13 protein-coding genes are annotated in these 14,810 nt (G+C 37.6%); 12 read left to right on the forward strand and 1 reads right to left on the reverse strand.

The features are described 5' to 3' along the window. Nucleotides 1-140: 140 nt before the first annotated feature. The 10 genes from CDZ92_RS03145 (at nucleotide 141) to CDZ92_RS03190 (ending at nucleotide 12,559) form a co-directional block, all read left to right on the forward strand. Nucleotides 141-1,988 carry a methylmalonyl-CoA mutase subunit beta gene (locus CDZ92_RS03145; protein ID WP_176483698.1) on the forward strand — a complete coding sequence of 616 codons (1,848 nt, stop codon included), beginning with the start codon at nucleotides 141-143 and terminating at the stop codon, nucleotides 1,986-1,988. Further along, nucleotides 1,978-4,152, forward strand: a complete 2,175-nt coding sequence (gene scpA, locus CDZ92_RS03150; RefSeq protein WP_096153500.1) for a methylmalonyl-CoA mutase — start codon at nucleotides 1,978-1,980, stop codon at nucleotides 4,150-4,152. Before CDZ92_RS03145 ends, scpA begins: the two co-directional genes overlap by 11 nt. Then, on the forward strand, nucleotides 4,142-5,155 hold the full coding sequence (meaB, locus tag CDZ92_RS03155; RefSeq protein ID WP_096153501.1) for a methylmalonyl Co-A mutase-associated GTPase MeaB: 1,014 nt from the start codon (nucleotides 4,142-4,144) through the stop codon (nucleotides 5,153-5,155). Before scpA ends, meaB begins: the two co-directional genes overlap by 11 nt. Before the next feature lie 413 nt (nucleotides 5,156-5,568). Beyond that, nucleotides 5,569-6,006 (forward strand): BrxA/BrxB family bacilliredoxin, encoded by a 438-nt coding sequence (locus tag CDZ92_RS03160; RefSeq protein WP_096153502.1) that lies wholly within the window; start codon nucleotides 5,569-5,571, stop codon nucleotides 6,004-6,006. A 232-nt stretch (nucleotides 6,007-6,238) separates the two neighbouring features. Continuing rightward, nucleotides 6,239-7,015 carry a transporter substrate-binding domain-containing protein gene (locus CDZ92_RS03165; protein ID WP_096153503.1) on the forward strand — a complete coding sequence of 259 codons (777 nt, stop codon included), beginning with the start codon at nucleotides 6,239-6,241 and terminating at the stop codon, nucleotides 7,013-7,015. Nucleotides 7,016-7,138: 123 nt separating this feature from the next. Further along, nucleotides 7,139-7,798 carry an amino acid ABC transporter permease gene (locus CDZ92_RS03170; RefSeq protein ID WP_096153504.1) on the forward strand — a complete coding sequence of 220 codons (660 nt, stop codon included), beginning with the start codon at nucleotides 7,139-7,141 and terminating at the stop codon, nucleotides 7,796-7,798. Next, on the forward strand, nucleotides 7,791-8,513 hold the full coding sequence (locus tag CDZ92_RS03175) for an amino acid ABC transporter ATP-binding protein (RefSeq protein ID WP_096153505.1): 723 nt from the start codon (nucleotides 7,791-7,793) through the stop codon (nucleotides 8,511-8,513). Before CDZ92_RS03170 ends, CDZ92_RS03175 begins: the two co-directional genes overlap by 8 nt. Before the next feature lie 445 nt (nucleotides 8,514-8,958). Next, on the forward strand, nucleotides 8,959-10,839 hold the full coding sequence (pepF, locus tag CDZ92_RS03180) for an oligoendopeptidase F (RefSeq protein WP_096153506.1): 1,881 nt from the start codon (nucleotides 8,959-8,961) through the stop codon (nucleotides 10,837-10,839). Nucleotides 10,840-11,008: 169 nt separating this feature from the next. After that, nucleotides 11,009-11,980, forward strand: coding sequence for an aromatic acid exporter family protein (locus CDZ92_RS03185; RefSeq protein WP_096153507.1), 972 nt, complete (start codon nucleotides 11,009-11,011; stop codon nucleotides 11,978-11,980). Between the two features lie 69 nt (nucleotides 11,981-12,049). After that, a complete protein-coding gene (locus CDZ92_RS03190; RefSeq protein WP_096153508.1) occupies nucleotides 12,050-12,559 on the forward strand; it encodes a L,D-transpeptidase in 510 nt (169 codons plus the stop codon). Between the two features lie 41 nt (nucleotides 12,560-12,600). Here the strand turns inward: CDZ92_RS03190 and prli42 are convergent, their stop codons facing one another. Beyond that, nucleotides 12,601-12,696, reverse strand: coding sequence for a stressosome-associated protein Prli42 (gene prli42, locus CDZ92_RS19820; protein ID WP_157842694.1), 96 nt, complete (start codon nucleotides 12,694-12,696; stop codon nucleotides 12,601-12,603). Between the two features lie 148 nt (nucleotides 12,697-12,844). On the opposite strand from prli42, the gene mce reads away from it, so the two are divergent. Together mce and CDZ92_RS03200 are read left to right on the forward strand one after the other, a co-directional pair. Then, a complete protein-coding gene (gene mce / locus CDZ92_RS03195; RefSeq protein WP_096153509.1) occupies nucleotides 12,845-13,264 on the forward strand; it encodes a methylmalonyl-CoA epimerase in 420 nt (139 codons plus the stop codon). Next, complete coding sequence (locus CDZ92_RS03200; RefSeq protein ID WP_227521458.1) at nucleotides 13,254-14,807, forward strand: acyl-CoA carboxylase subunit beta; 1,554 nt, start codon at nucleotides 13,254-13,256, stop codon at nucleotides 14,805-14,807. Before mce ends, CDZ92_RS03200 begins: the two co-directional genes overlap by 11 nt. Nucleotides 14,808-14,810 lie beyond the last annotated feature (3 nt).

Raw genomic sequence — 14,810 nt, forward strand, 5'->3', positions numbered from 1 at the left:
CCCAAAAACAATTAAGTTGTTACTTACAACCACATTATATTAAAATAAAAATTAGAAATAGTTCAAAATTTGTTACAATAAGGTGTAAGCGGTTACCAACACGCACAACCAACACCAGACGGCATCTAAGGGGGATGGAGATGGACACGACGAATTTTCCAAACATGAAAAATAGTAGTTTTCCAAATGCAACAAAAGAAGAATGGATTGCAAAAGTCGAGCAAACATTAAAAGGAAAACTAGTAGATTCATTAAATAGCAGAACGTACGAAGCAATTGTACGACAACCATTGTATACGGAAGCACCAAACACAACACCGCTTCCACAAACAATAAACAACAACTCATGGCTAGTAAGTCAAACACTACAGCCTCAATCAACACTAAAAGAAACAAATGAACAAATTAAAGGTGAATTACATTATGGCTTGCAGGCTATAAACTTTTACACCTATCCTTCTACAAACCAGAATGCCATTACCATTACAAAAGTAGAAGAATTAGAGCAGGTATTAGATGGTATTGATATTACAAACGTACCTTTGCACGTACATACTGGCACTAACTCCAAACATTTCTTAGAAATTCTATTAAACTATACAAAAGAACCTCAATTATTAAGTGGCTACATCGGGGCCGATCCAATCGGCACATTAGCAGCCAATGGAGAAGTACCAGACCTACCAACTCAACTCGACGAAATGGCAGAAACAATCAAACTTTGCCAAAACAACAATTTAAACGTCAAAACTATATGGATTGACTCACAACCCTACCACAATGCAGGAGCAAATGCCGTTCAAGAATTGGCAATATCCGTTACAACTGCTGTGGAGTATATATCGCAACTACAAAAAAGAGGACTAACTCCAGAAGAAATCGCCAACCAAATCGTATTCACTTTCTCTATCGGCAGCGACTTTTTTATGGAAATCGCTAAATTAAGAGCAGCAAAAATTATTTGGTCAAACATACAAAAAGAATTTGGTCTAAACCAAACACCAATGACCATTCATGCAAGAACATCAAAATTCAATAAATCGTTCCTTGACCAACACGTAAACATGCTCCGTACAACAACCGAAGCTTTTGCAGCAGCTATAGGTGGAGTAGACAGTTTAAACATTGACAGTTTTGCAAACGCTAACGACGCTTTCTCTAGGAGAATTGCTCGCAACACACATTATATTTTAAAAGAAGAGTCATTCTTAGACAAAGTAGTGGACCCTGCTTCAGGTTCGTATTATATAGAAACATTAACGCACGAACTAGCAGAAATCACTTGGGCTTATTTCCAAGAAATCGAGTCAGAAGGCGGCATCTTGGCTTCATTAAAATCAAGCTCCATCCAAAATGACATCAAAATGATTGCCGACTTAAAACTTCAAGATGTGAAAAATAGAAAGAAAAAGCTCGTTGGAGTTAACATGTACGCTAATATCCAAGAAAATATTTTCTCAGAAAAAAAAGACACAAATACACGAACGAACAAAACAACAATCCAACCGCTAAAAGCAATCCATCTAGCGGAGCCATTTGAGCAATTACGACTACAAGCAAAAGAATTTGAAAAAAGGACGGGCCAACTTCCAGAGGCAATGCTAATAAACATTGGGGAGCTAAAAGATCATAAACCGCGAACTGATTTTGCAACGAGCTTCTTATATGTGGGGGGAGTTAACACATCTAGTAGCCCTAGCTTAACGACACAAGATACAGTAAAAGACTGGTTACAATCCAACCAAGAAATATCGAAAGTAGTAATTATTTGTGGTTCAGATACAACGTACGATGAAATGTTAACGAATACAGTGAAAGAAGTGAAAGCTGCATTACCAAGTACTTACATTATAGTAGCAGGCAATCGAAAAGACGAAGTTGCATTAATGGGAGCAGGTGTGCATGATTTTATTCACTTGCGTTCTAATTGCTACACACAACTAGTTGCCATTCAAGAAGTATTAGAGGTGATAACAGATGAGGCCTAATTTTTCAAAAGTAAAATTACAAACAAACACAGTAAAAGAAGAACTATCAGTGGAACAAATAGACGATTTATTTTTTGAAACGAACGAAAAAATTAAAATTAAAGCTCAGTACAAGCAAGAAGATGTCCAAAAGGCAGACCACCTAGATACGTTACCTGGTATCGCACCGTATACCAGAGGGCCGTACCCAACGATGTATGTGAATAGGCCGTGGACGATACGTCAGTATGCAGGATTCTCCACAGCTGAAGAAAGTAATGCTTTTTACCGTCGTAATTTAGCGATGGGACAAAAAGGTTTATCTGTTGCATTCGATTTAGCCACTCACCGTGGATATGATTCCGATCATCCACGCGTAGTTGGGGATGTTGGAAAAGCGGGAGTAGCCATTGATTCAATCCTTGATATGAAGGTGCTTTTTGATGGAATTCCACTCGATCAAATGTCTGTTTCCATGACAATGAACGGTGCTGTTTTACCGATTATGGCTTTTTACATCGTAACAGCAGAAGAGCAAGGTGTGTCAAAAGAACAGCTTGCTGGTACTATTCAAAATGATATTTTAAAAGAGTATATGGTTCGTAACACGTACATTTATCCACCAGAAATGTCGATGCGTATCATTGGGGATATTTTCTCCTACACATCCCAACATATGCCGAAGTTTAACAGTATTAGTATTTCAGGCTACCATATGCAAGAAGCAGGTGCACCGGCTGATATTGAGCTAGCATACACATTAGCGGACGGACTGGAATATGTTCGCACAGGTTTAGAAGCTGGAATCGATATTGATAAATTTGCCCCGAGACTGTCGTTCTTCTGGGCGGTTGGCATGAACTTTTTCATGGAAGTGGCAAAAATGCGTGCGGCTCGGTATATATGGGCAAAGATGTTGAAACAGTTTAATCCAAAAAACGAAAAGTCAATGGCATTACGAACACATTCTCAAACTTCTGGTTGGAGTTTAACCGAGCAGGACCCGTTTAATAACGTCGCAAGAACGGCCATTGAGGCGCTTGCTGCAGCGAATGGTCATACACAGTCATTGCATACAAATGCATTAGATGAAGCGATCGCGCTACCAACCGATTTTTCAGCGCGAATTGCAAGAAACACACAGCTATATTTACAAGATGAAACGGAGATAACAAGAGTGATTGATCCGTGGGGTGGTTCTTATTATGTAGAAACGTTAACGAAAGAACTAATAGACCGTGCGTGGAAACATATTGAAGAGATCGAGTCTTTAGGAGGTATGGCTAAAGCGATCGAAACGGGACTTCCGAAGATGCGAATTGAAGAAGCAGCTGCAAGGCGTCAAGCGAAAATTGACTCTGGTACGGAATCTATCATAGGTGTAAACAAGTTCAAATTAGAAAAAGAAGATACAAACATTGAAATATTGGACATTAATAATGAAGAAGTTTTACAAAAACAAATCAAACGTCTTGAGCAATTAAGAGAGAATAGAAATGAAGCGGAAGTTGCACAAAAGCTAGCTGCCATTATAAAAGCGGCAGAAACAAACACAGGAAACCTATTAGAATTAGCTGTAGAAGCAGCAAGAGCTAGAGCGAGTCTTGGAGAAATTTCAGAAGCAGTTGAAAAAGTTTCTGGACGTCATCGAGCGGTAATCCGTTCTATCAGTGGCGTGTATAGCACTGAATATTCTAATGAAGAAGAAGTTCGACTCGTTAAAGAAAAAACAGATGAATTTTTCGATTTAGAAGGTAGAAGACCTCGCATTATGATTGCAAAAATGGGGCAAGATGGCCACGACCGCGGAGCTAAAGTTATTGCCACAGCATTTAGCGACTTAGGATTTGATGTGGATATTGGACCTCTTTTCCAAACACCTGAAGAAACAGCACTACAAGCAGTAGAAAATGATGTACATGTTGTTGGGATTAGCTCGCTTGCTGCAGGACACAAAACACTACTTCCAAAGCTAGTAGAAGAGCTAAAGAAGTTAGGTAGAGAAGATATTTTAGTTGTAATTGGTGGCGTTATTCCTTATAAAGACTACGAGTTCCTTTATGGGAAAGGAGCCTGTGCTATTTTTGGACCAGGTACTGTCATTCCAGTAGCTGCTGAAAAAGTGTTAGAAGAAATCTTCGAACGTCTCGGATACGAGGAAGTGGAAGAAGAAAATGGCGAGTAAAAAACGAAAGCTCGTGAAAAAAGCAGACACTGATTTAAACAAGTTAAGAGACGAAATAGTGAATGGCAATCGCACGAGCCTAGCAAAAGCAATTACCCTTGTAGAAAGTAATGCAGAGCGGCACTTCCAACAAAGCCAGGAAGTGCTGCAAAAAGTAATGCCCCATACAGGTAATTCCATACGAATAGGCATTAGTGGGGTACCAGGTGCAGGCAAAAGTACATTCATTGAGGCATTTGGCTTATTTTTAGTAGAGCAAGGAAAAAAAGTAGCAGTGTTAGCTGTTGATCCATCTAGCACGAAAAGTGGTGGGAGCATTCTCGGTGATAAAACGAGAATGGAGCAATTGGCTAGGCATCCGAGAGCATTCATTCGTCCTTCCCCATCGAGTGGTTCGTTAGGTGGAGTACATCGTAAAACACGCGAAAGTATTTTACTTTGTGAAGCGGCTGGCTTTGACGTTATTTTAGTTGAGACAGTAGGAGTAGGACAAAGTGAAGGGCTTGTACGAGATATGGTCGATTTTTTCTTGCTACTTGTTTTAACAGGTGCAGGGGATGAATTGCAAGGAATGAAAAAAGGAATTATGGAGTTAGTGGATACCATTGTCGTAAATAAAGCAGACGGTGAAAATGTAAAAAAGGCAAAGAAAACGGCCGAAGAATATAATCAAATTCTACATTTTCTTCAACCTGCCACACCAAGTTGGACCCCAAGTGCATTAACTTGTTCTTCTTTATACTATGAGGGAATGAGTGACGTTTGGTCACAAATTCAAACTTTTCAACAAGAAATGAAGCAGTCTGGATTTTTCGAACAAAGAAGAAATGAACAAAAAGAAAAATGGCTTGATGCATCGCTAAAAATGCATATCGAACGATTATTTTTCCAGCAAGCCATCGTGAAAAATAACTTGCCCTTGTACCGTGAAAAAATAAAAAAAGATGAACTCTCCGTCTCCAAAGCCGTTCAAGAACTCATCGAACTTTATCAAAAAACATAAAAAAGAGGAAAGTGCCCGCATAGCACTTTCCTTCATCTAGGGAGTATAGGGGTATGGATATCTAGATGTATTTATATAATACCCTGAGTTTTTCATATTAAACATGATGGTGTAATTATTTTTAAGTTCTTTTTGTTTTTTCTTTAGAATTATTAGTGAATTGGAGCGGAAGGCACCTGACTCTTGCGGGAAGTAGAGCGAAGCGTGAGACCCCACAGGCGGGACGCCGAGGAGTAGGTTTTACCACGATAGTGAAAATAACCTTCCACTAAGCTCCCCGCGGAAAGCAGGTTCCTGTAGCGGAAAGGAACGGTAAATCAGAGAAAACTTGAAGAAACACATTCATTTAATTGTAATTTTATTATTATTATTGGTATGATATACATATAGAAAAAAATGAGGTGAAACACAATATGAATATAGATTTTAATATGTTTATGAACGATGTCGTTCAACAAGCACGAGCAGATATGGACAATGCTGGTTATGAGCACTTACGCACACCAGAAGATGTGGAAGAAGCATTCGCACGTAAAGGTGTAACATTAGTATTAGTAAACTCAGTATGTGGATGTGCTGGCGGAATTGCTAGACCTTCTGCTGCTCATGCGGTTCATTATGATAAGCGACCAAATTATTTAGTAACCGTTTTTGCTGGACAAGATAAAGAAGCAACAGAAAAAGCACGTGAATATTTCGAAGGCTATCCACCTTCCTCTCCATCATTTGCTATATTAAAAGATGGAAAGATCTTAACAATGGTGGAGCGTCACGAAATTGAAGGACATTCACCAATGTCTGTTATTTCTAAATTACAAGGTTACTTCGACGAGTATTGTGAAGAAGTATAAAAACAACTGGAAGAGAGGCTATAAAAGCTTCTCTTTTTTCTTTCCAAAAAAGGAATAAGCTCCTAAAAGTAGAATAATATTAGTTGATTGCATAAAAACCTTTACTAAAAATTCAGAATTTTATAACTTAAATTATATTTAAAAATAGTATTGTATAAAAATTCATCTGTGATAGAATACATAATATCGAATTAATATTCATGAAGATGTATAAAAATTAGGGGGAACGAAAATGAAAAAGTGGATGAAATTGTTTATAGTAATGTCAATCTTAAGTTTAGTTTTAGCAGCATGTGGAACGAATACACCTAACACAGGTGGAGAAGAAAAGAAAGTATTGAAAATGGGTACTTCAGCGGATTACCCACCGTTTGAGTTTATTGACACAGCAAATGGCGACGAGATCATCGGTTTTGACATAGACTTAGCGAAAGCAATTACAAAAGAACTAGGTTATGAGATTGTTATTGAGGATATTGATTTTGGTAGTTTAATAACAGCAATGAAGTCTAATCAAATTGATTTCATATTAGCTGGAATGACGCCAACAGAAGAGCGTTTAAAAGAAGCTGATTTTACAGATATTTATTTCTTAGCTAACCATATGATTGTTACAAAGAAAGATAGCAATATTAATAGCATTGAAGATTTAGCTGGTAAAACGATCGGTGTTCAACTTGGTTCTATTCAACAAGAAGAAGCAGAAGCAATCGCAGAAGAAATTGATGTAAAAATTGAAACGCGCGACAGAATTCCACACTTAATCTCTGAAGTGAAAATCGGCCGTGTTGATGCAGTAATCATCGAAGATACAGTGATGAAAGGCTACTTAGAAAAAGAAAAAGATTTAACTGGATTCATCCTTGATACAGACGAAGGCGGTTCTGCCATTGCCCTTCCGAAAGATAGCCCATTAACTGCTGAGTTCAACCGTGTTTTAAATGAAATGAAAGAAAACGGGGAACTTGAGAAGCTTGTTCTTAAATGGTTTGGTGACGGAGAAGAGTAATAGAAAGACGATAATCAACATGAAGAATGAAAAGAGGGGGCTAACTCCTCTTTTCATTTCTTACTTAAACAAAGAACTAAATTTCTTTGTTTAAGTAAGAAATAGCTGAATAGGAAAGGAACGATTCACTTGAATTTTGCTGGAATTGTAGATTCAATACCATATATATTAAAAGGGCTTGGTATTACACTTCAAGTAGTGACCATGGCTGGAATACTTGGATTTATTATCGGAACCCTTCTTGCTCTTTGTAAAATTGGACGAGTAAAAGTGTTATCTTGGATAGCAGATGCATATACATCCATTTTCCGTGGTACGCCTCTTGTTTTACAATTAACAATTATATATTACGGATTCCCACAAATGTTTGATATCGTATTAACTCCCGTAGTTGCAGCCGTTTTGGCATTTGGTTTTAACTCTGGTGCATACATATCCGAAGTCATTAGAGCAGGGATAAATGCTGTCGATAAAGGTCAAAAAGAAGCGGCAATGGCACTTGGTGTACCGTATCGTCAAATGATGAAAGATATCATTTTACCGCAAGCATTAAAAAACATTTTGCCTGCATTAGTGAATGAATACATTACATTAACAAAAGAGTCTGCGGTCGTAACGATCATTGGACTAGCTGATATTATGAGACGTGCGATGGTAGTAGGGGCAAACACATTCTTAAATGTAGAAGCATTACTATTTGCGGGTGCAATCTACTATGTATTAGTGATGATTTTAACACTCTTCGGTAAGTGGTTAGAGAGGAGATTACGTAAAAGTGATTAAGGTAGAAAACTTAAATAAATCGTTTGGTAAATTAGAAGTATTAAAAGGTATTTCAACTGAAATTAAAAAAGGGGAAGTTGTGGCGATTATTGGTCCGTCTGGCTCTGGTAAATCCACTTTCTTGCGTTGTATCAACTTACTAGAAACACCAACATCAGGTAGCATTAATGTGTTAGGTGAAGAAATGACTTCGTCAAAAGCAAACATTATGAAAATCCGCCAAAAAGTTGGGATGGTGTTTCAGCATTTTCACCTTTTTCCACATAAAACGGTGTTGGAAAACTTAACGTACGCTCCAACTTTCGTAAAAGGTCTATCAAAAGCGGAAGCAGATGAAAAAGCAAAAAAATTATTAAATCAAGTTGGCTTAGCTGAAAAAGTATTAGAATACCCAAACCGCTTATCTGGTGGACAAAAACAACGTGTGGCAATCGCGAGAGCTTTAGCGATGGATCCAGAAGTAATGTTATTTGATGAACCAACTTCCGCTCTTGACCCAGAAATGGTAAAAGAAGTGCTAGAAGTGATGAAAAGTTTAGTTCAAACTGGTATGACTATGGCAATCGTAACACACGAAATGGGCTTCGCACGTGAAGTAGCAGACAGAGTATTATTCTTAGACAACGGCATGCTCGTAGAAGACGCCCCACCAGCAGAATTCTTCACATCACCAAAATCAGAAAGAGCAAAAGTATTCCTAGAAAAAATGCTATAAAAGAACAAACGTGTGATACATACTTGTATCATGCGTTTTTTATTTTCAAGGTCTAAAATATATATTTTAGTTTTTAGTTGTAACCTAGCGGTGGATTTCCACACAAGCAGTAGACTCCTGCGGGAGAAGCGGGGAGCGGGAGACCCCGCAGGAGCGTTGCGACGAGGAGGCTCCCGGCGCAACGAAATGTTTGAAGCGGCTCGTTCAGCTCCTACAAGCATAAGGCAGGGGCGAATTGAGGGCGCTTTTTACCCTCAAGGCGACAATGTCTTATGACTCGAGGAGCTAGCCGCTGAAACTAGACAAGCCCGCGGAAAGCGAAGCCTTGCACGGAAATCAACAGCGGTTTTGAAAATAGTTGTAAAATTTAATATTCCTAGTATAGAAAAACATGGAAAACGAAAACTATGTATTACTACTTTTTCTTAAGGGGGAGATGTAATACATGAAAAAAACAAGCCTAAAACTAATCGTTATCCTTTCCATTTCTACACTTCTATTTTATATGAATATAAGTTCAACATACGCGTTAGAACAGTACTCAACACGTGATGAAATACCAGTTCAATATAAATGGAACTTAACAAAACTTTATAAAGACGAGGCATCATTTCAAAAAGATGTAAAAAAGCTAAAAAAGCTAGCGGACACTTTTTCTAAGAAAGAAAAAGCAATAAATTTAGATGACCATTTAGAGTCACTTCTTCAAGAATATTTTCAGCTATATCGTCTATTTGAAAAAGTATATGTTTATGCACGGCTATCTTTTGACGTAAATATGAGTGACCCAACAGCGCAACAAAGATCGAATGAATTAGATGCGGTTTCTGTTTATGTAGTAGAAAGAACAAACTGGTTTTCTAATGAAATACAAGCAATTCCTAAGAAAGAGTGGAAGAAGTTAATCTCGTCAAACCTACTTCAACCATACACATACTATTTAAAAGAAGTGTACGAAGAAAAAGATCATTCACTTCCGAAAGAAGTAGAAGATATTTTAATTCAAACAATGCCTTTTTTACATGCTCCGAGTGAGATTTTTACTATGATGTCAAAAGATTTGCAGTTACCATCTTTTAAAGTAAAAGAAGAGGAGTACTACTTAACTCCACAGATGTATAACGTGTATATGTCTAGTGATGATCGTGAATTAAGGCTGGCGGCATTTACATCTTATTATGATACGTTAGGAAAGTATCAAGATAGTTTTGCTACGATTTTGGCGAACATTGTAAAGGCTAATAACTTTTTTGCTACAACAAAAAAATACGATAGTGCATTAGAAGCGAGTTTGGTTTCTAAAGACATTGATCCAAAAGTATATACAGAACTAATTAATACAGTAAACGATTATTTACCATTATTTCATCGATATTTATTGTTAAAACAGAAATATACGGGACTAGATGAAATGTATGTTTATGATTTAGGTGCGCCACCAAAAACGACAGTTAGAGAAGCTGAAGTACCAATTGAGGAAGCCAGAAAACTCGTAAAAGATGGATTAGATCCTTTAGGAGAAGAATATACGAAAAAAATTGAATATGCGTTTGATAACAATTGGATTGATGTATTTACAACAAAGGGTAAGGCAACTGGTGGATATCAGCTTTCCTTTTATGATGGAGACCCAAGTATTCTAATTAATTATCAAGGATCACATCAAGATGTTATGACATTAGCACATGAGCTAGGACATGCCTTACATTCTTATCAATCCAATAAAAGTCAGCCATATCATAATGCTAGATACGTTACTTTTACAGCGGAAGTTGCTTCTACTTTAAACGAACATCTATTACATCAAAAGTGGATTAACGAAGCAAAGTCAAAAGAAGAAAAGCTCCAAGCGATGTACCGTTATTTAGAAGATTTCCGTGTGACATTGTTCCGCCAAACCCAATTTGCAGAGTTTGAAAAAGAAATACACGAAACATTACAAAATGGAGAATCCCTTCATGCAGAAGCGATTAAAGATATTTATTTTTCACTAGTGGAAAAGTATTTCGGAAAAGATGTGAAAATGGATGAAAGAGTGGCAATGGAATGGGCGCGTGTGCCACACTTTTTCCATTCAAGTTTTTACACCTATCAATACGCTACAAGCTTTGCAGCTTCTGCTGCCCTGGCTGAGCAGTTAAAAGAAGAAGGCGAAGATGCTAGAACAAGAATTTCTGATAATCTTTTAGCAGCTGGGGGAAGCAAGCCACCAGTAGACATATTGAAAGACGCTGGCGTTGACATGAGTAACAAGAAGCCAATTGTCCAAACGATGAAGAGATTTGAACAGCTTCTAGATGAGTTTGAAGAAATGTTAAACGAATAAGAGGATAGGCACTGGCAAATGGGTCAGTGCTTTCTCTATGTAAAAATTTCATAATAGTATTTCGAATAGTAGTCATACATTATAAAAAGCACATTCTTATAAGTAAAAGTTAGTAGATTTTTCCGTTTTCCTATATAATGTTATCAGAAAAGTAGGAGAGGACATTTTTATGAAAAAGTTTAAAATTGGCTACAGGACTGCTAAGACTGCACTAGGTACCACACTAGCCATATTCATCGCCCAGTTTTTCGGCTTAGAGTTTTATGTATCAGCGGGAATTATCGCCATTTTATGTATCCAAAACACAAAGAAAAAGTCATTGCATAGTGCAAGCTCAAGGTTTGCAGCTTGTATACTAAGCTTAGTTTTTGCTTTCCTGTTTTTTGAAACAATTGGTTACCATCCAGTCGCAATTGGACTTTTATTACTATTCTTTATTCCAGTAACCGTTATGTTGAAAATAACAGAAGGAATTGCAACTAGTTCCGTTATTCTTTTGCATGTATATTCAGTTAAAGATTATACGTTTAGTTTAGTGCTAAACGAATTAGGTATTATTACGATTGGTATTGGTATTGCGCTTATCATGAATATTTACATGCCGAGCGTTGAAAAAGAATTAAAAACATACCAACTCGAAATTGAGAGCAACTTCCAACAAATCTTGTTACAACTTGCCCAGTTTTTACGTCAAGGAGATACTGCCTGGGATGGAAAAGAATTGACGGAGACTGCATCCATTTTGCATAAAGCAAAAAGCTTAGCTTTTAGAGACGTTGAAAATCATTTACGCCGAAATGAAAATAGTTTCTACCACTATTTTAAAATGAGAGAAAGACAATTAGATGTGATGGAAAGAATGGTACCAATCGTTGCTTCCATTGAAATGAATGTGGAGCAAGCAGCAATTGTTGCTGAGTTTTTAGAACAGTTAGCAGAATCAGTCCATCCAGGTAACACAGCAATTGTACATCTAAATAACTTGAGTGAAATGACGGAAATTTTTCAAGGAATGCCACTACCAGAAACGAGAATTGAGTTTGAAGCACGCGCCTCACTTCGTCATTTAGTAAAAGAATTAGAACAATATTTGATTATTAAATGTGATTTCAAAGGTGGCTTAAAACAATATAATGCATGAATTCGGGCCAATGAATTACACTAAGAGTCAAAAGGCTGATTGATAAAGCCGATTGTAGAGGTGATATTCTTGGTCATTATTTATGCTATCATCGTTGCACTCGTAACATCTCCATTATGGCCACTAGGACCCAATCCGTTACCTGGTGATCCATATATAATCGTGAATAAACAAACAAACGAGCTTGCATTTATTTATGAGGAAGAAATAAAAGAGATTCATTTCGTTGCAACAGGAAAATCAGAAGAATTAACACCAGAAGGGGAATTTAACATTATCGTAAAAGCGAAAGACCCTTATTATCGAAGAACTGACATTAAAGGTGGCGATCCGAAAAACCCTTTAGGAACTAGGTGGATTGGCTTTGATGCCGAAGAAACAGACGGACGAACATATGGTGTGCACGGAACAAACAGTCCAGATTCCATAGGAAACTACGTTACACAAGGATGCATACGGTTAAACAATGAGAACGTGGAGAATTTGTACGGGAAAGTTCCAATCGGAACAAAAATTTGGATCCTCAAAAGCGATAAATCTTTTGAACAGTTAAGTAGAGAGAAAGGCATTATAAAATAAAAAAGTCCAGCAAAAGATTGCTGGACTCTTCTCTTTATATTTTAGAAAAACGCTGCTGCGCCTGCAAATAACGTTGTGATTATCATAACACCAATCATTAAATAAACTACAATCTTCTGGAATTTTCGGTTATGCATCTATCATCACTCCTCGTTCAATATTCTGTCTCTATTGTACCTTGAATGAAAAAACTTCTCAAGTGGACTTTACTAGATTTAGAGGAAGGATTATGCACGAACAATGTCGAAATAGTTGTAAGCTAAGTCAACAAAGGGGGAACTAGGGATGATTAACAAAGTAGATCATATAGGAATTGCGGTAAAATCCATTGAAGATGCCTTGCCTTTTTACACAGAGGTGTTGAAGTTATCCTTTGAAGCAGTAGAAATTGTTCCAGCGCAACGAGTTAGGGTAGCTTTTATCAAGGCAGGCAACTGTAAAATAGAATTGCTAGAGCCAACTTCATTGAATAGCCCAGTTGCAAAGTTCATTGAAAAGCGAGGCGAAGGCATTCATCATATTGCACTAGCTGTAGATGATATCGAAGGAAGAATACAAGAATTTGTAGACAATGGTATTCCAATGATAGATACGTCATCAAGAATAGGTGCAGGTGGAGCTAACATAGCCTTTTTACATCCAAAAGCCGCATCTGGTGTGTTATACGAACTATGTGAAAAGAGGGGTAGTAACAATGACAATTGATATATATGAAAAAATTAATGAATTGTACGATCGCCGTCGTGAAGTAGAGTTAGGTGGAGGCGATGACCGAATCGAAAAGCAGCACGAAAAAGGAAAATTGACAGCAAGAGAACGTATCGAATTGTTAGTTGATGAAGGGACATTCGTAGAATTAAACCCATTTATTGAGCACCGCTGTCATGACTTCGGCCTACATAACAAAAAAGGTCCTGGAGATGGAGTAGTAACTGGCTTTGGAAAAGTTAATGGAAAACCAATTTACTTGTTTTCGCAAGATTTCACCGTGTTCGGGGGAGCACTCGGAGAAATGCATGCGAAAAAAATTGCCAATGTGATGGATCTAGCTGCTAAAAATGGCACTCCAATCGTTGGTCTGAATGACTCTGGAGGAGCAAGAATTCAAGAAGGAGTTCTCTCTTTAGATGGTTACGGCCATATTTTTTATCGAAACTCTATTTATTCCGGTGTAGTACCACAAATTTCTGTCATTATGGGCCCATGTGCGGGTGGTGCTGTTTACTCTCCAGCCATAACAGACTTTGTGTTCATGGTGGAAGAAACAAGTCAAATGTTTATTACTGGACCAAAAGTTATTGAGACTGTTACAGGCGAAAAAATAAGCTCGGATGATCTAGGTGGCGCAAAAGTTCATAACTCCATTAGTGGTAATGCACATTTTTCCGGAAAAACAGAAGAAGAAGTATTAGCACAAGTTCGTAAGTTGCTAAGCTACTTGCCACAAAATAATGAGCAAAAGCCTGATCGCATTTCTTGTGAAGAAGGAGACGACTATCGAGCAGATCTTGCCGATGCAATTCCTTTCGATGCAATAAGACCGTATGACGTTCGAATTGTCATTAATCAAGTGGTGGATGAAGGTTCATTTATGGAAGTTCAAAAAGACTTTGCGAAAAATATCGTGATAGGATTAGCCAGAATTAAAGGTGAAGTGGTAGGACTTGTGTGTAACCAGCCGAAAGTGATGGCTGGTGGCCTTGATATTGATTCATCAGATAAAGCGGCACGTTTTATCCGTTTCTGCGATTCATTCAACATTCCAATTATTACTTTTGAAGATGTGACTGGCTTTTTCCCAGGTGTAAAACAAGAGCACGGTGGAATTATTCGTCACGGGGCGAAAATTTTGTATGCATATTCAGAAGCAACGGTGCCTAAATTAACAGTCATTTTACGCAAGGCTTATGGTGGAGCATACGTGGCATTAAACAGTAAATCAATTGGTGCTGATTTAGTGTACGCATGGCCAAACGCTGAGATTGCGGTAATGGGTCCTCAAGGTGCAGCAAATATTATTTTTGCTAGAGAAATTAACGAGAGTGAAAACCCGGAAGAAACAAGAGCACAAAAGATAGAAGAGTACCGTGAAAAATTTGCAAATCCATATGTTGCCGCTAGTCAAGGTATGGTTGATGACGTTATTGATCCAAGAGAAACTCGTATTAAATTAATTCAATCATTAGAAATGCTTCGTAACAAAAAAGAAACCCGGCCTTACAAGAAACACGGAAACATCCCTTTATAAGTT

The organism is Bacillus sp. FJAT-45066 (assembly GCF_002335755.1).
Lineage (GTDB): Bacteria > Bacillota > Bacilli > Bacillales > Bacillaceae_I > Bacillus_CD > Bacillus_CD alkalisoli.